The following is a 20,978-nucleotide window of genomic DNA, read 5'->3' on the forward strand; positions in this document are numbered from 1 at the left end:
ACGCGACTTCGGTCAGGACCCGCAAACTGGGACGAACGGGCGGTCCGGCAGGTAGTTGTGCCACTCCTGCTCCGTGAGGGCGCGGCCGGCCAAGCGGCAGGCTGCCGCGACCCAGGCTCGGTGATCGAGGTTCCAGGTGAGGACCGACCCGGTCTGGCCCGCGAACACGAGCCGCGTGTCGTCCTTCGAGAACGCGGGCGCTCCCTCGTAGTCCACGGTCACCGTTCCGAGGTAGGTGCCGGTCCGTCCGTCCCACTGACTCAGCCGGTTCTCGTTGACACTGGCGACGAGCGCTCCGTCATCGCTGAACTGACTCGTCCACCCCACCAGCCCCGCCTGAGTCGCGTTGGGCCGGGAGATCCACCTCATCGTCGTCGCGTCGAGGAGACCGACCCCGGTGGCGCCGGTGTCGACCAGGACCGCTTCCCGTCGGGGGAGGGGACCACACCCGCGATGGGAAATCCGAGCTTCGGCCATGATCGGACGGTTCCGGCGACGTAGTCCACGATGACCTCGGGCAGGTACGCCGTGTGGAGGTCGCCGCTGGGGGCGAACAGCCCTATCTCGTGCGGGCTCGGCTCGCCCTCCTTCTTGGTGAACACCTGGAGGCGCGCGAGCCGGGACCAGGGTGCGGGCGTCGAGGACCTCCAGCCGCCCCTCGGTGGTGCCGACGAGCAGATACTTGCCGTCGAGCGTGAAGAAGGCGATCGCAGCGCCTTCGCTGGCTGGCGGACCTAGACGGTGCTCGGCGAGCTGCCTGCCGGTGGTGGTGTCCCAGGTGCGCACGGACGGGTCCCCAGAGGTGATGTTGAGCGTGGTGCTGTCGGGGTGCCAGGCGATGTCGAGGTAGCGCCCCTGCGCCATGGCGGGAGCCACGACCGGCCCGAGCTTTCCGGTCGCCACGTCCCGGACCCGGAACATCGGGGTGAGTGCGACGTATCCAATCTTCGTGCCATCAGGAGAGATCCTGCTCCCCGTCTCAGCCCAGCCCAGGCGATCACCTGGCTTGGAGGAGATGAACCGGCGGTCGCCGGCGAGATCCCACTCCTGGATCAGACCCGCGTAGGTGCGGGTGTACAGGGTGTTCCCGTCGGCGCTGAAGCCGGGGTCGTCGGGCGGGCCGTCCTGCGCGAGGATCTCGACGGGCTTCGTCCCTGTGATGTCCCACACGGTCAGGCGGTCCCCGCTCGCGGCCAAGCGGGTGCCGTCCGGCGCGAAGGCGAGGCCAGAGGTTCGGCCCTGACCCGACAAATAGGTCCGCGGCTTCAGGGTCGTGGCGTCCACCAGCACGGCTTCGACCCCGGCGCCGAGAGCCAGTGTCCGCCCATCCGGACTCAGCACCAAGACGTTCTCGAGCTGACGCACGCTGAGGTCCTTGCCGTGAAGGATCCGACGCGTCTTTCCGCTAGGGAGGTCCGTGACCCGGACGACCGAGTCGTCGTTGTCGTCGTCAGTGACCGTGTACAGCGTGCGACCGTCCGAGCTCACCGTGGGGGACCGGACCGTACCCAGGGGCAGCATCGCTACCGGTCGGCGAGGAGATAGGAGGTCCCAGACAACGGTCACGTTCGATCCGTTGCTGTCGAGCGGCCACATGGCGACCGCGAGCCAGCGACCGTTGGGACTGAACTGCATGTTGTGGCAGTTGATCGGGCCGAACCCGATGTTGTCGAAGACGAAGTGCCGAGCCGGGAAGCCGCCCAGCTGGACCGCGGACCTGGCTCCGGTCGGGTCCAGCAGCAGGACAGGTGGCTCGACCCCGTGTTCCACTTGGTCGTTCGCGACGGACATCGCGTAGCGCTGGCCGTCGGGGCTGGCTAGGATCGCGCCGGCGGGGAGCCTTTCCGGGAGGGACACCCGACGCAAGGTCCGGCCGTCGTACAGCTCGAGACCCGCACCGACGGCGGCGGCAGCCGCCACCTGACCTGTGGCCGGGTTGACCGCAAGGCTCACGATCCTCCCGGCGCTGCGCGCATTGGCGACCAGCGAAGGTGCGCGGCCCAGAGTGGCGAGCAGGTTGTTGCGGGTGTCCACCGAGTCGTCCAGCGTGACGCCGGCCGCGGCGAGCAGCAGGGACCGGTCGAGGGCCTCGGACCGAAGGGCTTAGGCGCCGAGGCGTCGGCCGTCGGCCGCCAGGGCCTGCTGGTCGGCTCGGTCGGCTGCGCTCTTGGCGAGGGCCCCAGCAACGGTAGACACAGCCAGCAGGACCGCGACCGCGGCCAACCCGCAACGGAGGCGCTGGTTGGAGCGGCGCTCTGTTCGGACCTGCTCCTCGGTGGCCCGTTGTTCGACCGCGGCGAGGTCGGCCGAGGCGACAAGGAACTCCTGCTCCGCCGGTGGGAGGGACGGGTTCGATCGGTCGCGCCACTCGACTGCGCGCGCCATCCGGACACCGCGGTAAAGCTCGCTGTCCGGGCGACCCAGGTCATCCCAGCTCGTCGCCGAGACCGACAGGTGGCGCATGATCCGCAGCCCGTCGACGTCGTCGTCCAGCCAGGACCGCAGCCGTGGCCACGCCATTGCCAAGGCCTCGTGGGCGATCTCCACAGTCTCGCCGTCGGTGCTGATCAGGCGGGCAGTCACGAGCCGCTCGATGAGCAAGCTGTGACCCTCGTCGCTGGCCACTGAGCGGCGAGGCACGCGCTGTCGGACAGGTTCGCCGACGTCGTCGGGCGCGACGAGCCGCAGCATGAGGTCGCGCAGGATCGCCTGCTGGTCGGCGGTAAGGTCGCGGAAGACGCTTTCGGCCGACTGAGAGATCGCTTCGCGGATCCCGCCCGTGGCCGCGTAACCGGCGACGGTCAGCGTCTGCCCCTCGCGTCGCTTCCAGGTCTGGCGCAGCACGTGGGACAGCAGCGGCAGGGCTGCCGGTTCGCCCTCGACCTCGCGGACCAGCAGGTCGACCAGGCCGGGCTCGAGCCGCAGTCCGGCCTGTGCTGCGGGTCCCTCGATCGCCCGCCGCAGGTCCGGCTCGGTCATCGCGCCGAGCAGGTACAGGCCGCGCTCGACGAGGCGCGCGAACTCCGGGTGCGTGGACAGTTCTCCGAGTCGATCCGCCCGGAGGGCGATGACCAGGACGCCGCGGCCACGGGCCCTGAAGGCGACCAGCTGGTCGAAGAACTCCGCGCGCTCGGCGGAGTCTGGATCAAGGGCGAGGGCCTCCTCGCACTGGTCGACCACCAGCACGTCGGTGGCCCGGGGGTTCGTGGCGGCCAGTGTCGGTGGGGTGGTGGCCGGGCGAGAAGACCCTGACCCGACGACCGTCCCGTTCGAGCGCCGCTGCCACCCCCGCTCGGGCGAGCGACGACTTGCCGCAGCCGGACGGTCCCAAGACCGCGAGGACGCCGTCCTCGTCCAGGCGCCTCAGGCAGGCCGAGATGTCGGTCTGCCGTCCGAAGAACGCGGGTGCGTCATCGACGTCGTATCCGACCAGCCCGAGGTACGGGCACTGTGTGCTCGTCGGCGGCAGCACGGTCTGGGCAGCGAGTGAGGGGTCCTGCCGCAGGATGGCCTGCTCCAGCTCGGAGACCTCCGGGCCCGGGTCGAGGCCGAGCTCGTTGACCAGGGTCGTCTTGGCGCGGTGCAGGGTCTGGAGTGCATCGCCCTGCCGGCCGGCCTGATACTGCGCGAGCGCCAGCAGGCCCCAGCGTCGCTCCCGCGTGGGTTGCTCGGCCACCATGCGCAAGGCGTCGCCGAGGACGTCCTGGTAGCGGCCCGCCCGCAGCGAAGCCTCGGCGTGGAGGTCCTCGGCATCCCGCCACAGCTCGACCAGGCGCTCAGACTCGACGCGCCCCGGAGCCCAGTCCACCAGCTCGACGAGCGGTTCCCCCCGCCACAGTTCCAGGGCCTGTCCGATGACGTAGAGGGCGCGCTCGGGCTCGCCGTTCGCCAGCAGCTCGCGAGCCCGCGCCAGCAGGTGCTCGAAGTGCAGATGGTCGACCTCGTCCTGGTGCACGACCAACCGGTAGCCACTGGGGGAGGTCTGGATGGAGTCGGGCCCCAGCGCCTTGCCCAGCCTGACGATGCAGCCCTGGACGACCTTCAGCCACGTCTCCGGCAGGTGTTCGGCCCAGAGGGCTTCTGCAAGCGTCTCCGGGCTCAGCTCGGTCCCCGGTCGGGACGCGAGCGCCTGCAGGATGACGCGGTCGCGGGGACCGAGAGTCGTCTGACCGTCGTTGACTTGCAGGGATCCAAGCAGCGCGATGCGCATGCCTCGACAGTGACCCTTGGCGGGACTCGCGTCAACGGCTCTGACACCGACCTGACACCAGTCACGCAGGCGGCTGGAACCGGTTGTCCCACAAGGCTCCCCGAGGATTGCAGCCTATCGGGCAAACCGCCTGAACTGCCCGCAGGCTGCCATCAGGGGAGGACCGCCAGCGGTCAGCGCTGACCGGTGCCGCTGTCAATGAGGGCGGCGCCGACAGCCCTGCCCTCGAGCGGCAGGACGTCAAAGGCGCGGACCGCCACCGTCGGCAGCAGCTCACGGCTCGTGCCGGTGGTGAGGCTGCAGTGCGGGATCCACCGTCCCGGTCGGTAGTGCCAGTGCAGGTCAGCGCCGGTGTTCGTGACAGCGGTGACCACCTCGTGTTGCCGGGCCAGCAGGGCCGATGTCGCGGCCGGCAACAGCGCAGCGCGCCCGCGCGGGAAGAGCCCCACCGCGTCGAACCGCAGGTCCAGTGCAGGGCCGCCCGGCAGATCGTCCAGTGCTGATGCGACGGCCTCGACGTCGAAGGTGCGCAGAACGGCATACGACAGGTGCGGTACGTGGCGCCCGTGGGTGTGGCTCAACAGTGTCCCGATCCCAGTTTCTTCCAGGGCCGCCCAGAGCTGACGGATCGCCCGGTCGGTGTCCGGGTCGAAGAGCAGGCAGACCGCGAGAGCCACACGGGCATTGTGCTCGGCTCGGGCGGACCACGCTCCGCAACGAAGGTTCAGGACGCGCAGACCGGGATGTACGGGCGGTCCGGCAGGTAGTTGCGCCACTCCTGCTCGGTCAGGGCGCGCCCCGCCAGCCGGCATGCGGCGCTGACCCACGTCGTGGGGTCGAGGTCCCAGGTGAGGACGGAGCCGTGGAAGCCCGCGAACAGAAGTCGCTTGTCGTCCTTCGAGAAGGCCGGGTCGCCGCCCCACTCCGGGAGCACTGTCGCAGTGCCGAGGGCGGCGCCCGTCCGCCCGTCCCAGTAGCTCAGGTGACCCTCGTTGACGCTGGCGACGAGCGATCCGTCGTCGCTCCACTTCGTGTTGTCACCCACGAGCCCAACCTGAGCGGCGCTGGGCCGTGAGATCCATTTCATGGTGGTGGCATCGAGGAGACCGACTCCAGGGACTCCCGCGTTGACGAGCAGGCGCCTCCCGTCGGGCGAGGGGTACAGCGCCACGACCGGGTAGCCGAGGTCCGGCATGGGACGGGCCGTCCCGGCCACGTAGTCCACGATGGCGTCCCTGATCCACACCGTGTGGAGGTCGCCGCTGGGTCTGAACGCGTCGATCGTTTGCGCGACGGGCGCACCCTTCTCCGTCTTGTATACCTGGATCGGCGCTCGCGTGGGGGCCAGGGTCCGTGCGTCGAGGACGTGCAGCCGCCCTTCGTTGGTGCCGACGAGCAGGAGCTTGCCGTCGAGGCTGAACCAGGCGATGTAGGCACCTTCCGCCGACTCGGGTGGTCCGATCGATCGTTGGGTGATCTGTCGGCCGGTGGTGCTGTCCCAGATCCCGACGACGGGGGCGCCTGAGGTGATGTTGAGGGTGGTGCCGTCTGGGTGCCAGGCGATGTCGTTCACGTTGGCCTGCGTCATCGTTGGTGCCACGACGGCGCCGAGCTTGCCGGTGGCGACGTCTCGGACGCGGAACTCGGGTCCCACTTGCGTGTAGCCGATCTTCCGCAGGTCGGGGGAGAACCTCGGAATGGGCTCGGCCCAGTCAAGGTGGTCGCCGGGCGGGGCGGCCGGGAGGAACCGCCGGTCGCCGGCGAGGTCCCACGTCTGGACCAGGCCGGCGAAGGTCGCGGTGTAGAGCGTCTTCCCGTCGCGGCTGAACCCCGGGTCGTCGGCCTCACCCTCCTGGGCGAGGACCTCGAGGGGCTCCTCCCCGCTGAGGTCCCACACCATCAGCCGGTCTCCGCTCGCGGCCAGGTGGGTGCCGTCCGGCGAGAAGGCGAGCGCGGTGGTCTCGCCCTGTCCGGTCAGGTGGGCTCGCGGCTTCAGCGTGGCGGTATCCACCAGGACGGCCTGGTAGCCGCCCCCGACCGCAAGAGTCCGGCCGTCCGGGCTCAGGGCCAGCACGTCGTCCAGCCGGCTGACACCCAGGTCGCTTGGGACCAGGGCGCGGCGTTTCCTCCCGCCGGGCAGGTCCGTGACGAGCAGGCGTCCCCCTTGGGGCGCGAAGCCCCCGCGGTAGTCGGCCGAGAAGAGGGTGCGACCGTCCGGGCTGATCGTCGGAGCGCTGCCCTCGAGCCCGAGCTCGAGCCTGGCCACGGGCCGGCTGGGTGACTCCAGGTCCCAGACGTACGTACGGGTGGGCTCCTCCTCCTGGATCTGGATCAAGGAGGCGGTGAACCAGCGGCTGTTGGTGGAGTACCCGAGGTACGAGCGGTTGTGGGGGTATGGCGCCGCGTCCTTGGAGTGGTACAGGGGTGGGAGGCCGCCAAGCTGGACCGCGGACCTGGCTCCGGTCCGGTCCAGCAGGAGCACGGGCGGCTGACCGTCCTCGACCAGGTCGGCCAAGATCGAGATCGCGTACCCCCGACCGTCGGGCCGGGCGTAGACCGATCCGCCGACGAGCTTCTCGGGGAGGGGGACCCGGCGCAGGGTCGGTCCGTCAAAGAGCTCGAGTCCGTTGCCCTCGGGCGCCATGACCGCCACCTGGTCGGTCGCGGTGTTGACCGCCAGGCTCAGGATCCGGCCGGCACTTCGAGCGCTGCCCGCGAGTGCCGGGGCGCGGTCGAGCGTCGCGAGCAGGTTGGTCCGCGTGTCCACGGAGTCGTCCAGCGTGACCCCTGCCACGGCGAGGAGCAGGGCCCGGTCGAGCGCCTCGGAGCGCAATGCCTCGGCGCCCAGGCGACGGGCGTCTGCGGCCCGGGCCTGCTGGTCTGCCTGGTTCCGGGCAGTGAGGGCGAGGGCGCCGGCGATGATCGACACCGCGAGCAGCGCGGCCACCCCGGCGAGGCCGAGCCGCAGCCGCTGGTTGAGCCGCCGTTCGCGGTGCACCTGGGCCTCGGTCGCCCGCTGCTCCTTCTCGGCCAGCTCCGCGGAGTCGTGCAGGAAGTCGCGCTCGGTGTCGGTGAGGGTGGCCTCGGTGCGGTGGTGCCACTCCGCAGCGCGCGCCTGACGTGCCCCTCGATACAGCTCGCTGTCGGGCCGCCCCAGCTCGTCCCAGCTCTCGGCCGCGACGGAGAGGTGCCGCAGGATCCGCAGGCCGTCGACGTCCTCGTCGAGCCAGGACCTCAGCCGCGGCCACGCGACCGCGAGCGACTCGTGGGCGATCGCCACGGTGTCACCATCCGTGGCCAGCAGCCGTGCCCCGAGCAGCCGCTCGACCAGCTTCGCGTGCTCCTCGTCGCCGGCGACCGCGCGACGGGGAACCCGTACGCGAACGGGGTCGCCGGCCTCGTCGGGTGCGACCAGCCTCAGCATCAGGTCGTGGAGCATCGCCTGGTGCTCCGGGTCCAGCCCGCGGAACACGCCTTCGGCCGACTGGGCCACCGCCTCACGGACCCCACCTGTCGCGGCATACCCCTCTGCAGTGAGGGTGCCGCCCTCGCGGTTCCGCCAGGTCTGGCGGAGCACGTGGGAGAGCAGGGGGAGGGCGGCCGGTTCCCCGGCCACCTCGCGGACGAGCAGGTCGACCAACCCGGGTTCCAGTCGCAGCCCGGCCTGGGCGGCGGGGCCCTCGATGGCGTGCCGCAGGTCGGGCTCGGTCATCGGGCCCAGGAGGTAGAGACCACCCTCCACCAGCCGGGCGAAGTCCGGGTGGGGGGACAGCTCGCCGAGCCGGTCGGCGCGCAGGGTGATCATCAGGGGGTAGCGGCGGGCGAACTCGACCAGCGCCGCGAACAACTCCTCCCGCTCCGGTGAGGTGTCGTCACCAGCCAGGGCCTCCTCGCACTGGTCGACGAGGAGCACCGTGCCCGGACGCCTGGGGACTCCGTCGAGGGCGAGGGCCGGACGCTCGCCGGGCGTGACCACGTGCACCTGTCGGCCATCGCGCTCCAGGGCTGCGGCGAGCCCCGCCCGTGCGAGCGAGGACTTGCCGGATCCGGACGGCCCCACCACCGCGAGCACGCCGGACTCGTCGAGACGGCGCAGGCAGGCGGCGGTGACCTCCTCACGGCCGAAGAAGGCTGGGGCATCGTCGACGTCGTAGGCGACCAGACCCAGGTAGGGGCAGTCGGGTGCGCCGGCGGGGATGGCGGCCATGACGGCGAGCGAGGGGTCCTGGTTGAGGATCGCCCGCTCGAGCGTGACCAGGTCGTCCCCCGGGTCCAGCCCCAGCTCGTCGACCAGCACCCTGCGGGCCTGCTGGAGGGTCCGCAGGGCATCTGCTTGTCGGCCCCCCTGGTACTGCGCGAGGGCGAGCAGGCCCCACCGACGTTCGCGCATCGGCTCGTCGCGGACGAGGCGCAAGGCCGGTGCGATGGCCTCGCGGTGGTGCCCGCCGAGCAGCTGCGCCTCGACCAGCAGGTCCTCGGCGTCGTGCCGCAGCTCGACGAGCCGCTCGGCAGCCACCCGGCCAGGTGCCCAGTCGACCAGCTCGGCGAGCGGCTCACCACGCCAGAGGTCCAGTGCCTCCCGCAGCAGGTATGCCGCGCGGTCGGGTTCGCTGGCGAGAAGCTCGCGCGCCCTGTCGAGAAAGTGTTCGAAACGCAGGTGGTCGAGTTGGTCGCGGTGGACCTGGAGCCGGTAGCCCTGGGTCGAGGTCTCGATGGTGTCGGCGCCCAGCGCCTTGCGCAGCCGGACAACGCAGCCCTGGACGACCTTGGTCCAGGAGCTCGGGGGGTACTCGCCCCACAGCGCCTCGGCGAGGGTGTCGGCGCTGACCGGCTGGCCGTGGCGCACGGCCAGCGTCTCCAGGACCACGCGGTCCCGCAGGCCGAGCGCGGACTCCGCTCCGTCGAGTTCCAGCGGGCCGAGGATGCCGATACCCATACGTCTGACGGTCGACCCTGTCGGGCTCCCGGTCAACCACCGCGTTACCGGCGTGATACCGCCGGAGCAGGAGTGCCGAAACCGCCCACTGCCAACGGATCTGGGCGATTGTGGCGAATCGCCCGCGCCTTGGGGTGCCGATGCGTCAGCAGACCCGCTGGCGCTTGCGGTCGGGGAGGTGGTCGCGCCACTCCGCCTCGGTCAGGTCCCGTCCCACGATGCGGCAGGCGACCTTGACCGCCTCGTCTCGCCTCGGATCCCACGCAGAGACGGCGCCCTGCGGTGAGGCGACCAGGATGGCGGCGTTGTCGCTGTCGAACCCGGCGGCGTAGGCATCGGAACGGACCGTTCCGAGGAGCTCTGGGGGACGTGCCTGCCAGAGAGAGACCCCACCGCCACCCACCGTGACGAATCGTTCACCATCGACCGAGAAGGCGATGAGGTCGTAGCCTGAGGCCTGCGATCCGGAGAACGTTCGGGTTGTCGCCAGGGTGTGCGGATCGAGCACCGAGACCCTGAGGATGCCATCGCCCGCGAGGTCCTGTCCGGCGACGACCACGGTCTTCCCGTCGGGCGACCAGGCCATCGACCCCAGGCTGAACCCGACGTGGACGCTGCGTTGGACCGATCCACCGGGGATGTCGACCAAGTTCACCAGTCCGCCCACCCAGACGATCGCTCGGTTCCCATCCCGGTTGACCGTTGTGAACGCCACCGGGACCTTGGCCTTGACCAGGACCGGGGCTGCGGCGAGCTCCATCGACGCGAGCTCGACGGTGTGGACCCAGCCCAGGTGCGTCCCCAGCACCAGCCGGGTGCTGTCACCGCTGAACCCCACTCTGTCGAGAACGCCGTAGCGATCGGGCACTCGGTACCGCGCGTGCAGCCGTCCGGTGTCGCGGTCCCACAGGTCGACCCACTGGTCGCTCTGCACGCTGGCCACCATCCGGCTGTCGGGTCGCCAGGCCATGTCGACGTAGTAACCCGGGGTGTGCCGTAACGGCGGCAGGGGCTTGCGCTGTCCTGTCCGGACGTCCAGGAGCTGAACCGCGTAGGACTCGTCACCGTCGGTGACCAGGTTCGCCACGGTCTGACCGTCGGGGGACACGCGTGCATCCGCGATTCCTGCAGAGTCGGGCGGCGGCTGGACGTCGATCGAGCGCAGGAATCGTCGGTCGCCGACGAGATCCCACGCCAGGAGGCGGTCGCCCGCTGTGCTGTAGGCCGTCCTTCCGTCGGGACTGAACCCCACATCGCCGCCACCTGCCCCGGCGAACCGGGCGTACTCCGTCGCCGGGTCCTTTAGGCGGCGCACGACCAGGGCGTCGTCGACGGTGTAGCCGAAGAGGTCGCCCCGAGGCGAGAACTCGATGGGACCGATGCCTCCGTCCTCGTCGATCACGGACGTCACCGTCAGGCGCTTGGGGTCGAGGAGTGCGACCTGCTGGCCCCTGTTCACCAGCAGGGTCGTGCCGTCTGGGCTGAGGGCGAAGGTTTCCTGCCCGGCGATGGCGGCCCTGCCCACCTCACGACCCGAGCCCACGTCCCAGGAGTGGACCAGGGCGTCCTGGGCATCGACGTAGACCCGCGTGCCGTCATCGCTGACGGCGACGTAGTCGCTGAGGTACGGGCCCGTGAAGGACGCCACCGGATGGGAGAGGTCGCGGGTGTTCCACACCCTGAAGGCGGTGTTCTCGTCCGCCTGGATCGGGTGGATGAAGCCAGCGACCAGCCAGCGGCCGTTGCCGCTGAAGGCAAATGTCTGGTGGACGACTCGCCCCTTGGGCACCCCGCCCGGCTGGGTGTCCGCCAGCGCGGCCGTCACCGGGTCGAGGATGCGCAGCGGCACGGGGTCGATTCGCCGCTCACCTGTTGCCATGTACGGGTTGACCGAAACGGCTAGCTGCGTCCCGTTGGGGTTGAAGCGAACTGAGCGAACGGGGATGTCGTGGTTCCGGGCGACCTCCGCGTGCGCCGTGGAGTCGAAAACGGTCACGCCGGTGAAGTTTCCGCCGACGGCGACTGCCTTGCCGTCTGCGCGGACGGAGAGCATGTTCGGCGAGGTGACCTTGGCCAGACCGACGAGCTGAGGTGCACGGTCGAGCACGGCGGTCAGGTTGCTCTGCGAGTCGACGGAGTCGTCGAGATGGACGCCGGCCGCGGCGAGCAGAAGGGCAAGGTCCAGGTCGGGCGCGCGCAAGGCCTCCGCACCGAGACGTCGGGCATCGGCGACGACCGACTGCCGCTCGGCTCGCGCAGCCTCATCGTCGGCCTGGTTCCGGGCGGTGAGCGCGAGAGCACCGGCAACGATGGATACGGCGAGCAGTGCGGCGACCCCGGCGAGTCCGAGGCGCAGCCGCTGGTTGAGCCGCCGCTCGCGACGCACCTGGGTCTCCGTGGCCCGTTGTTCCTTGTCGGCCAGCTCAGCCGAGGCGTCGAGGAAGGCCCGCTCTGGCGGTGTCAGCTCCGGGTCGTGGCCCCGTCGCCACTCCGCTGCTCGCGCCTGCCGGACGCCGCGATAGAGCTCGCTGTCGGGTCGGTCCAGCTGGTCCCAGCTCTCGGCGGCGACGGTGAGGTGCCGCATGATCCGAAGCCCGTCGACGTCGTCGTCCAGCCACGACCGCAGCCGTGGCCAGGCAACGGCCAGGGACTCGTGGGCGATCTCGACGGTGTCACCGTCGCTGCTCAGCAACCGAGCCCCGACCAGGGCCTCGACCACCGCGGTGTGCTCGGCGTCTGACGTCACGGTGCGCCGTGACACCCTCGTGCGGACCGGCCCGCCGGCGTCGTCGGACGAGACGAGCCGCACCATGAGGTCCCGGAGCATGCCCTGCTGAGTTGCGGTCAGCTCGCGGTAGAGCCGCTCGGCGGACTGGGCGACGGCTGCACGCACCCCGCCGGTCGCGGCATACCCCGCCACGGTCAGGGTGTCCGCTTCCCTGCGCCTCCACGTCTGCCGCAGCACGTGGGACAGCAGCGGCAATGCGGACGCTGATCCCTCAGCCTCGCGCACGAGGAGGTCGACCAGTCCCGGCTCGAGGCGCAGCCCGGCCTGGGCGGCAGGGCCCTCGATGGCACTGCGCAGCTCGGCCGTACCCATGGCGCCGAGGAGGTAGAGGCCCTTCTCCACGAGGCGCGCGAACTCGGGGTGGGCTGCGAGCTCGCCGAGGCGGTCCGCGCGGAGGGAGATGACGAGCGGTCCCCGCTGCGCGAAGTCGACCAGACCGGTGAAGAACGCCTCACGTTCCGGGGAGGTCTCGGCAAGGGCCAGCGCCTCCTCACACTGGTCGACGACGAACACTGCCCCGGGGCTCTTCGGCGCCAGGGCGAGGACGTCCTCCGGGTGGGAGCCGGGCGTGACGACCTGGACGGAGCGTCCGTCGCGCACCAGGGCCGCGGCCACCCCCGCGCGGATCAGGGAGGACTTCCCGCTGCCCGACGGCCCGACGACCGCGAGGACGCCGGCCTGGTCGAGCCGCGTCAGGCAGGCGGTGGCGTCGGCCTCGCGGCCGAAGTATGCCGCGGCGTCGCCGATGTCGTAGGCGACCAGGCCCAGGTAGGGACAGTCGGCCGTGGCCGCCGGCAGCGCCACCCCGGCGACGAGGGTGGGGTCCTGCCGAAGGATCGCCTCCTCGAGCTCGGCCAGTTGGTGTCCTGGGTCGAGCCCGAACTCGTTGACGAGGGTGGTGCGGGCGCGCTGGAGCGTGCCGAGGGCCTCCGCCTGGCGACCGGCTTGGTACTGCGCCAGCGCCAGCAGGCCCCAGCGCCGCTCACGGGTGGGCTGCTGGGCGACCATGCGGTGCAGCTCACCCAGGACGTCGCCGTGGCGGCCCGCGTGGATGGCGGACTCGGCATACAGGTCCTCTGCGTCGCGGCGCCGCTCACCCAGCCGCTCGGCCTCGATCCGACCGGACTCCCACTCGGTCAGCCTCTCCAGGGGGTCACCGCGCCACAGGCCGAGGGCCTGCCCGCTGGCGTAGCGGGCCCGCTCGGGCTCACCCGTCGCCAGCAGCTCACTGGCGCGCAGCATGAGGTCCTCGAAGCACAGGTGGTCGATGTCGTCCCGGTGCATGGCCAGTCGATATCCCGTGCCCGACGTCACGATCGCCGTGGTACCGAGCGCCTTCCGCAGACGGGACACGCAGCCCTGGACGACCTTGGGCCAGGAGGCCGGGAGGTCCTCTCCCCAGAGTGCCTCCCCGAGCGCTTCGGCCCGCACCGTCTCGCCAGGGCGGGCGGCGAGGGCCTCGAGGACCACCTGGTCCCGGGGTGCCAGCAGGATCCGCCCCTCGTCGACTTCCAGGGGGCCGAGCACGGCGATGCGCACACCTCGAATGTGACCCCCTGCCACCACTGCGTCAATGGCCTTGATACCCAGCTGATACCGGGCCGATGCCGCCCCGGTACCGGTCGGTGCGACAACGGTGGTGGACATCCCGTCCGGCAGGAAGCAGAGCTCAAGAAAAGGACCAGGACCATGTCGAACACCACCAGCATCCGCCGGGCAGCCTCCATCCTCGGAGCCACCGGCCTCATCGCCCTCTCGATGGCCGGAACGGCCAGCGCCCGCGAGGTCCCCGGCAACGGCGGCGCAGAGGAGCTCCGCTGCTCCACGAACTGCTACCAGGGCCCAGACGCCCAGCCGACGAACCTGACCACGATCCTGCGCGTCGACGACAACGCCATCGAGGTGCTGCAGCTGGGCGCCGGGCTCTTCGCCGGCATCGCTCTGGCCGGGGCCGGTGCGGCCCTGGCCTCTCGCCGCACCCACGCCCACATGGCTCACCCCGCCTGAGCGGGACCTCACTCCACCACCCGCGCCCGCTGCCGTCGCACGGCAGGGCCACCTGAAAGGCAAGGACATGAACCACCAGCTCATCACCACCCGCGCATCACTCTCCATCGCCGGCGCTGTCCTGCTCGGCGTCACCATCGCGGGATCGTCGTCCGCCCGTCAGGACTCGGGCACCATGGACGTCGGCACGTCTGCCTCGGGGAGGGGCCTCTCCCAAGATGCCCTCGAGAACCACTGGCTGTCTCCGTTGCCCCAACCGGCGCCCCCTGAGGCCCCTGCGCCCCGGGTGGTCATCCGGTTCATCGACGACAACAGCCTGGAGTTCCTGCAGCTCGGCGCCGGACTCTTCGCCGGCGTCGCCCTGGCCGGCGCAGGCGCGGTCATGGTCTCCCGGCGAGCGAACGGCCACCTTCCGCACCCCGCCTGACGGGGCACGACCTGGGGGAGTGGCCCGGCGCTGACAGGTGCCGGGCCACTGCCTTGCCCCCGTGTGGGTGGAAGGCGTTTGCTTGGAGAACCAAGCAACCCTTAGTATTTCAAGTATGAGCCTCACCGAACGTGAGCGGGACATCGTCGACCTGCTTCGAGCCCAGCCCCTCCTGGATGCCGCAGGGATCGCGGAACGCACGGGTTCCACCAAGGCGGCCGTCTCGGTGCACCTGTCCAACCTCACCAAGAAGGGGGCCATCCTCGGGCGCGGCTACGTCGTCCGACCAGAGGCCCACTCGGTGGTCGTGGTGGGCGGGGCCAACATGGACATCAAGGCGCACTCCAACCACGCCATCGAGCTGCGGACGTCCAACCCCGGGTCGGCCGTCAGCACCCCCGGAGGCGTCGGTCGCAACATCGCGGAGAACCTCGCCCGGCTTGGCAGTCCCACCCACCTCGTGGCCCCGGTCGGCCGCGACACGTTCGGCGACGAGATCGTCGCGGCCACCCGCGCAGCCGGTGTGGTGGTCGACCACATGATTCCCTCGGACGACCCCACCGGCACCTATCTCGCGGTGCTCGACGCGAGCGGCGAGCTCGTGGTCGCGGTGTCTAACATGCGGGCCACCGACCGGTTGACGGTCCGCCAGCTGATGCGCTCGCGCGACCTGCTGAGCCACGCCAACCTGCTGGTCCTCGACGGCAACATCCCCCAGGCGCCGGCCGCCTGGCTGCTCGACTTCGCCGCGGCAGTCAACGTCCCCGTCGTCATGGACCCGGTGAGCGTGGCCAAGGCTCGCCCCTTGGCCACCATGCTCTCCCCGCAGCGCCCCCTCCTGGCCCTCACTCCCAACCTCGACGAGCTGTCCTCGATCCTGGGCGAGACCGTGCCCCAGAACCGTGCGGACATCGCCCGTGCGGCCCGACGACTGCACGACGTCGGGGTGACCAACGTCTGGGTGCGCAGGGGAGTCCGCGGCAGCCTGCTGAGCAGCCTCGGTGACGACGGCCGCGCGACTGTCGTCACGCTGCCCGCGCCGTCAGTCAAGCCTGTCGACGTCACCGGTGCGGGTGACTCGATGACCGCCGCGTTCGTGCACGCCCTGATGCGCGGCGACGCCCCCGTCGACGCGGCTCGTTTCGGCCAGATGGCCGCGGCGCTCACCGTGGCCAGCCCCGAGACCGTCCGCCCCGACCTCACCCCCCGCCTCATCGACGCAGAGCTCCGACGATCTCTGCGCGGCGAAACCACCCAGCGCGGCGAAACCACCCAGCGCGCCAGGACCAGCCCCAGGCGCACGTCCAAGGAGAAGAAATGACCACCCCGCACCCCTCGCTCCAGCTCACCACCGAGGTGGCCGAGGCGCTCGCCGACGGCCGGCCGGTCGTCGCGCTCGAGAGCACGATCATCAGCCACGGGATGCCCTACCCCCGCAACGTCGAGATGGCCCTCGAGGTCGAGCAGATCATCCGTGACGGCGGTGCAGTGCCCGCCACCATCGCCGTCCTCGACGGCATCCCGCGCATCGGGCTGACCCGCGACGAGCTCGAGACGCTCGCGACCCACCCCGACGTCGCCAAGGTCAGTCTGCGCGACCTGCCCTACGTCATCGCCCGCAAGGAGCACGGCGCCACCACGGTGGCCAGCACCATGCGGTTGGCAGCCCTGGCCGGTATCCGTGTCTTCGTGACCGGCGGTCTGGGTGGCGTGCACCGCGGTGCCGAGACGAGCTTCGACATCTCCGCCGACCTCACTGAGCTCGGCCAGACCGATGTCGCCGTGGTCAGCGCCGGTGTGAAGTCGATCCTCGACATCGGCCTCACCCTCGAGTCCCTCGAGACGCTCGGTGTGCCCGTCGTCGTCGTCGGCTCGGACGAGTTCCCGTCCTTCTACTCGCGGGAGAGTGGCCATACCGCCCCGATGCGCGTCGACTCGGCGCAGGACCTCGCGGCGATGATGCAGGCCAAGTGGTCGCTCGGCCTCGCCGGTGGCATCGCCGTCACCAACCCGGTGCCGGTCGAGGACGAGATCCCGGCCGAGGAGATCAGCGGCCTCATCGACCAGGCCGTCGCCGAGTGTGCCGAGCGTGGCATCCACGGCAAGGACATCACGCCGTTCCTCCTGGGCCGTATCGTCGAGCTCTCGGGTGGTGCCAGCCTCGAGACCAACATCGCGCTGGTCCGCCACAACGCGCGCCTCGGCGCGGCACTAGCGGTCGCCTACCAGGCCCTCGTCTGACGGCGACGGTATGCCGGGTGGTCGCCACCCGGCATACCGTCCAGCCTGCGGGTCGGTCGTCGATGGGTGGGGCGCGGGCGGGTAGCCTCGGGCGGGTACTCATCCGGCACCACGATGGAGAAGTCTGTGGCCACGATTGACGCAGTAGGCGCCCGCGAGATCCTTGACTCCCGGGGCAACCCGACCGTCGAGGTCGAGGTGGCCCTCGACGACGGAACCATCGCCCGCGCGGCAGTCCCGTCGGGCGCCTCCACCGGCGCCTTCGAGGCCGTGGAGCGCCGTGACGGCGACAAGAACCGCTACCTCGGCAAGGGTGTCCAGCAGGCCGTGGACGCAGTTCTCGACGAGATCAACCCCAAGCTCGTGGGCTTCGAAGCAAGCGAGCAGCGGATCATCGACGGCGTCATGCTCGGCCTCGACGGCACCGACAACAAGGCCAAGCTCGGCGCCAACGCCATCCTCGGCGTCTCGCTCGCGGTGGCGAAGGCCGCCGCCGAGTCGGCCGGGCTGCCGCTGTTCCGCTACCTGGGCGGCCCCAACGCGCACGTGCTGCCCGTCCCGATGATGAACATCCTCAACGGTGGCAGCCACGCCGACTCCAACGTCGACGTCCAGGAGTTCATGATCGCCCCGATCGGCGCCGAGACGTTCCGCGAGGCGCTGCGCTGGGGCGCCGAGATCTACCACGCCCTCAAGGGCGTCCTCAAGGAGCGCGGCCTGGCCACCGGGCTCGGTGACGAGGGTGGCTTCGCGCCCAACCTCGAGTCGAACCGGGCGGCCCTCGACCTCATCCTCGAGGCGATCGAGAAGGCCGGCTACCAGGCGGGGACCCAGATCGCACTGGCCCTCGACGTCGCGGCGAGCGAGTTCCACAACGAGGACGGCACCTACCAGTTCGAGGGTGCGGCCAAGACGTCCGCCGAAATGGTCGACTACTACGCCGACCTCGTCGATTCCTACCCGCTGGTGTCCATCGAGGACCCGCTCGACGAGGAGGACTGGGACGGCTGGAAGGCCATGACCGACCGGCTGGGCGACCGCGTCCAGCTCGTCGGCGACGACCTGTTCGTCACCAACCCCGTGCGCCTGCTGCGCGGTATCGAGACCGGCACCGCCAACGCCCTGCTGGTCAAGGTCAACCAGATCGGCTCGCTCACCGAGACGCTGGACGCCGTCGACCTGGCCCACCGCAGCGGTTACCGCTGCATGATGAGCCACCGCTCCGGCGAGACCGAGGACGTCACCATCGCCGACCTCGCCGTGGCCACCAACTGCGGCCAGATCAAGACGGGCGCCCCTGCACGCTCCGAGCGGGTCGCCAAGTACAACCAGCTGCTGCGCATCGAGGAAGAGCTCGACGACGCCGCGGTCTATGCCGGTGCCGGCGCCTTCCCGAGGTTCGCGGCCAAGGCCTGACGGCCACCGCGCAGGGAGACGACAGGGACTCACGATGGCTGACTCGGGACACGGCACAGGCGGGCAGGACAAGCCCGTCCATCGGGCTGCCCCGTCGCGCGCCGGCTCGCCCCGGGCCGCGTCGCCCCGGGCCTCGGCTGGAACCGGTCGTCCGGGTGCGCCACGGTCGTCCTCCGCGCGGCCCGGAGCAGGACCGGGCCGGTCGCGTGCCACTGCCTCCGGCGCGGCCCGCAAGGTGGCGGGCACGCCGGTGTCACCCGAGCGCCGCAGCTCGCGGGGCGTCATGCGGGTCGTCGTGCTCGCCTCGATCTTCGTGCTCCTCGCGGTCACCCTCGTCCCCACGCTGCGGTCCTACCTGCGACAGCAGGGGGAGATCGAGTCCCTGCGCGGCCAGGTGAGCGAGCAGCGCCAGGGCGTGAGCGACCTCCAGAAGGAGCAGGCCCGCTGGAATGACGACGCCTACGTCGCGCAGCAGGCGCGGGAACGGCTGAAGTTCGTCAAGATCGGCGAGAAGTCCTACACCGTGATCGATGCCAAGCCCTCCGCCAAGGCCCTGCCGGGCGTCGCCAAGGCGTCGGCCGCGTCCAGCGACCACCCTTGGTACGGCCAGCTGTGGGAGTCGGTCCAGGTCGCTGATGCCGGCCCGGCTGCCACTGACCCCGCCAAGGCGGGGACCGGCACGACCGGCACGACCGGTACGACCGGTACGACCGGCACGACCGGCACCGCGAAGACCGGCAGCACGACCAGCTCGGCCAAGTGAGCGACCAGCCCACCGAGGCAGACCTCGACGCGGTAGCGGCCCAGCTCGGCCGGGTACCGCGGGGGGTTGCCGCCGTCGCCCACCGGTGCGGGTGCGGCAAGCCCGACGTCCTCAAGACCGAACCACGCCTGCCGGACGGCACGCCGTTCCCCACCACGTTCTACGCCACCTGTCCCAAGCTCACCGGCGCCATCTCCACGCTCGAGTCACTCGGGGTGATGAAGGAGATGAGCGACCGGCTCGCTGACGATCCGGCCCTCGCCGCTGCCTACTCGGCCGCGCACGACGACTACCTCGCGCGGCGGTACGAGCTCGGGCGGGTGGCCGAGATCGACGGCATCTCGGCCGGTGGCATGCCCAGCCGCGTGAAGTGCCTGCACGTCCTCGTGGGGCACGCCCTTGCCGTGGGGCCTGGCGTGAACCCGCTCGGCGACGAGGCCCTGGCGATGCTCGACGACTGGTGGGCGACCGGCTCCTGTGTGCCTGACGACGAGCCGGAGGCGGGGGAGTGACCAGCGCGCCGCACGTGACCCGCGTCGGGGCAGTCGACTGTGGTACCAACTCGATCCGTCTCCTGGTCGCTGACGTCGACCCCGCAACCGGCACCCTCGTCGACGTGCTGCGACGGATGGAGGTGGTGCGACTCGGTTACGGCGTGGACCGCACCGGTCGCATCGACCCGGTCGCCATGGAGCGCACCCTGTCGATGGCCCGCGAGTATGCCGCCCAGTGCCGCGAGCTGGGCGCCGTCCGTGTCCGCTTCGTGGCCACCTCCGCGTCCCGCGACGCGTCCAACGCCGACGAGTTCGTGGCCGGCGTGCGAGAAGCGTTCTCCCACTACGGAATTGCGCCGGACGTCATCTCCGGTGACGAGGAGGCCGCCCTGTCGTTCAGGGGAGCGACGGGCGAGCTGAGGGCTCACGGCATACCCGGTCCGTATCTGGTCGTCGACCTCGGCGGCGGCTCCACCGAGTTCGTCCGTGGCACGGACTCTGTCGAGGCCGCCCGCTCGGTGGACATCGGGTGCGTGCGGATGACCGAGCGGCACCTGCGCTCCGACCCGCCTGTCCACGCCGAGATCGCGCCGGCCGTCCGCGACATCAACGCCGCCATCGACCTGGCTGCCGAGCGAGTCGACTTCGACGGAGTCAGCGCGCTGGTCGGCTTGGCCGGCACGGTCACCACCATCACTGCCCACGCGTTGGGGCTCGAGACCTATGACCCCGACCGGATCCACCTCAGCGAGCTGACGTCCGACGAGGTGATCCGGGCCTGCGAGTCGCTCGTGCACATGACCCGGGCGGACCGAGCGGCGTTGGGGTTCATGCACCCCGGCCGCGTCGACGTCATCGGTGCCGGGGCGCTGATCTGGCACGAGGTGGTGCGCCGGCTCGCCGGCCTGGGGGTGCACCGCGTGATCACGTCCGAGCACGACATCCTCGACGGGATCGCCCTGTCCGTCGCGGACTGAGACCCACTGGGGCCGCGGGACGGCCCCCGCCTGATCCCGTCCCGCCGCGCTGCGGTCAGGTCTGCGGCACCAGGGCGGACAGGCCACCCCACACGCTCGACACGACGATCTCGGTGGCGTCCTCGGCGGTCACGTCGGGGCGACGGGTGCGCCACACGGCGACCCGCTCGCACGCGCCGATGATCACCTCGACGTAGCCCTCGAGCAGCTGGTCGGGCACCGCGGCGAGGGCAGGTGCCTTGCGGAACGTGGCCATCGTGGCTGAGGACTGCTGCTCGCGGATGCTCTCGATGAGCGGGCTGGCCTGGGAGGCGACCGCGCCCTCCTGCTGGATGAGGACGAACGCGGTGGCGTGCTCGTCGATGAAGGTGAAGAAGGCGCCCACCCCGGCACGGAAGATGACCTCGAGCGGGGCATCGGCCCCCACCTCCTGCCAAGCCGCCTCGGTGGCCACCCGGAGCTGGCTCCGCGCGCTGGTGATGCAGGCGGAGAGCAGACCTTCCTTGGAGCCGAAGTACTCGTAGATGAGCGGCTTGGTCACGCCCACCCGCTCCGCGATGTCCTCCATGGTCGTGGCCTGGAAACCGCGCTCGGCGAAGACCTCCTCGGCGATCCGGAGGATCTGCTCCTCGCGCTGGGCGCGCGGCATCCGGACGCGGGTGGCGGGCGCGGCGGTCGACGCGAGGGTGGCAGGGCTCTTCGGCACCCGGCAACTCTAT

Annotated in this window: 15 protein-coding genes; 8 read left to right on the forward strand and 7 right to left on the reverse strand. The window is 70.9% G+C overall.

Annotated features, from left to right (window positions below; all coding sequences use genetic code 11):
- Positions 1 to 12: 12 nt before the first annotated feature.
- The 6 genes from EAH86_RS00070 to EAH86_RS00095 all read right to left on the reverse strand — a co-directional run bounded on the left by EAH86_RS00070 (position 13) and on the right by EAH86_RS00095 (position 13,473).
- A complete protein-coding gene (locus EAH86_RS00070) occupies positions 13 to 2,034 on the reverse strand; it encodes a WD40 repeat domain-containing protein (protein WP_140736609.1) in 2,022 nt (673 codons plus the stop codon).
- 69 nt (positions 2,035 to 2,103) lie between these two features.
- Positions 2,104 to 3,180 carry a hypothetical protein gene (locus EAH86_RS00075; protein WP_140736610.1) on the reverse strand — a complete coding sequence of 359 codons (1,077 nt, stop codon included), beginning with the start codon at positions 3,178 to 3,180 and terminating at the stop codon, positions 2,104 to 2,106.
- Positions 3,146 to 4,210 carry a BTAD domain-containing putative transcriptional regulator gene (locus EAH86_RS00080; protein WP_140736611.1) on the reverse strand — a complete coding sequence of 355 codons (1,065 nt, stop codon included), beginning with the start codon at positions 4,208 to 4,210 and terminating at the stop codon, positions 3,146 to 3,148. Before EAH86_RS00080 ends, EAH86_RS00075 begins: the two co-directional genes overlap by 35 nt.
- Positions 4,211 to 4,383: 173 nt before the next feature.
- Complete coding sequence (locus tag EAH86_RS00085) at positions 4,384 to 4,887, reverse strand: 2'-5' RNA ligase family protein (protein ID WP_140736612.1); 504 nt, start codon at positions 4,885 to 4,887, stop codon at positions 4,384 to 4,386.
- A 47-nt stretch (positions 4,888 to 4,934) separates the two neighbouring features.
- Positions 4,935 to 9,146: a BTAD domain-containing putative transcriptional regulator gene (locus EAH86_RS00090; RefSeq protein ID WP_140736613.1), complete on the reverse strand. Its 4,212-nt coding sequence runs from the start codon at positions 9,144 to 9,146 to the stop codon at positions 4,935 to 4,937.
- Between the two features lie 145 nt (positions 9,147 to 9,291).
- Positions 9,292 to 13,473, reverse strand: a complete 4,182-nt coding sequence (locus EAH86_RS00095) for a BTAD domain-containing putative transcriptional regulator (RefSeq protein WP_161988528.1) — start codon at positions 13,471 to 13,473, stop codon at positions 9,292 to 9,294.
- 150 nt (positions 13,474 to 13,623) lie between these two features.
- On the opposite strand from EAH86_RS00095, the gene EAH86_RS20130 reads away from it, so the two are divergent.
- The 8 genes from EAH86_RS20130 (at position 13,624) to EAH86_RS00130 (ending at position 20,259) form a co-directional block, all read left to right on the forward strand.
- On the forward strand, positions 13,624 to 13,941 hold the full coding sequence (locus EAH86_RS20130; RefSeq protein WP_161988529.1) for a hypothetical protein: 318 nt from the start codon (positions 13,624 to 13,626) through the stop codon (positions 13,939 to 13,941).
- Between the two features lie 67 nt (positions 13,942 to 14,008).
- Complete coding sequence (locus EAH86_RS00100) at positions 14,009 to 14,368, forward strand: hypothetical protein (RefSeq protein WP_140736615.1); 360 nt, start codon at positions 14,009 to 14,011, stop codon at positions 14,366 to 14,368.
- 115 nt (positions 14,369 to 14,483) lie between these two features.
- Entirely contained in the window at positions 14,484 to 15,689 is a 1,206-nt protein-coding gene (locus tag EAH86_RS00105; RefSeq protein ID WP_140736616.1) for a PfkB family carbohydrate kinase, read from the forward strand.
- On the forward strand, positions 15,686 to 16,609 hold the full coding sequence (locus EAH86_RS00110; RefSeq protein WP_140736617.1) for a pseudouridine-5'-phosphate glycosidase: 924 nt from the start codon (positions 15,686 to 15,688) through the stop codon (positions 16,607 to 16,609). The genes EAH86_RS00105 and EAH86_RS00110 overlap by 4 nt, the downstream gene beginning before the upstream one ends.
- Before the next feature lie 126 nt (positions 16,610 to 16,735).
- The gene (gene eno, locus EAH86_RS00115; protein WP_140736618.1) at positions 16,736 to 18,025 is read left to right on the forward strand and encodes a phosphopyruvate hydratase; all 1,290 of its coding nucleotides are present in this window, start codon (positions 16,736 to 16,738) and stop codon (positions 18,023 to 18,025) included.
- Positions 18,026 to 18,059: 34 nt separating this feature from the next.
- Positions 18,060 to 18,788, forward strand: coding sequence for a septum formation initiator family protein (locus EAH86_RS20135; protein WP_206665689.1), 729 nt, complete (start codon positions 18,060 to 18,062; stop codon positions 18,786 to 18,788).
- Positions 18,785 to 19,300: a DUF501 domain-containing protein gene (locus tag EAH86_RS00125; protein ID WP_140736619.1), complete on the forward strand. Its 516-nt coding sequence runs from the start codon at positions 18,785 to 18,787 to the stop codon at positions 19,298 to 19,300. The genes EAH86_RS20135 and EAH86_RS00125 overlap by 4 nt, the downstream gene beginning before the upstream one ends.
- A 14-nt stretch (positions 19,301 to 19,314) precedes the next feature.
- Complete coding sequence (locus tag EAH86_RS00130) at positions 19,315 to 20,259, forward strand: Ppx/GppA phosphatase family protein (protein ID WP_140737428.1); 945 nt, start codon at positions 19,315 to 19,317, stop codon at positions 20,257 to 20,259.
- Between the two features lie 55 nt (positions 20,260 to 20,314).
- Here the strand turns inward: EAH86_RS00130 and EAH86_RS00135 are convergent, their stop codons facing one another.
- Positions 20,315 to 20,965 (reverse strand): TetR/AcrR family transcriptional regulator, encoded by a 651-nt coding sequence (locus EAH86_RS00135; protein WP_241668097.1) that lies wholly within the window; start codon positions 20,963 to 20,965, stop codon positions 20,315 to 20,317.
- Positions 20,966 to 20,978 lie beyond the last annotated feature (13 nt).

The organism is Pedococcus bigeumensis (assembly GCF_006438965.1).
In the GTDB taxonomy this organism is placed as follows: domain Bacteria; phylum Actinomycetota; class Actinomycetes; order Actinomycetales; family Dermatophilaceae; genus Pedococcus; species Pedococcus bigeumensis_A.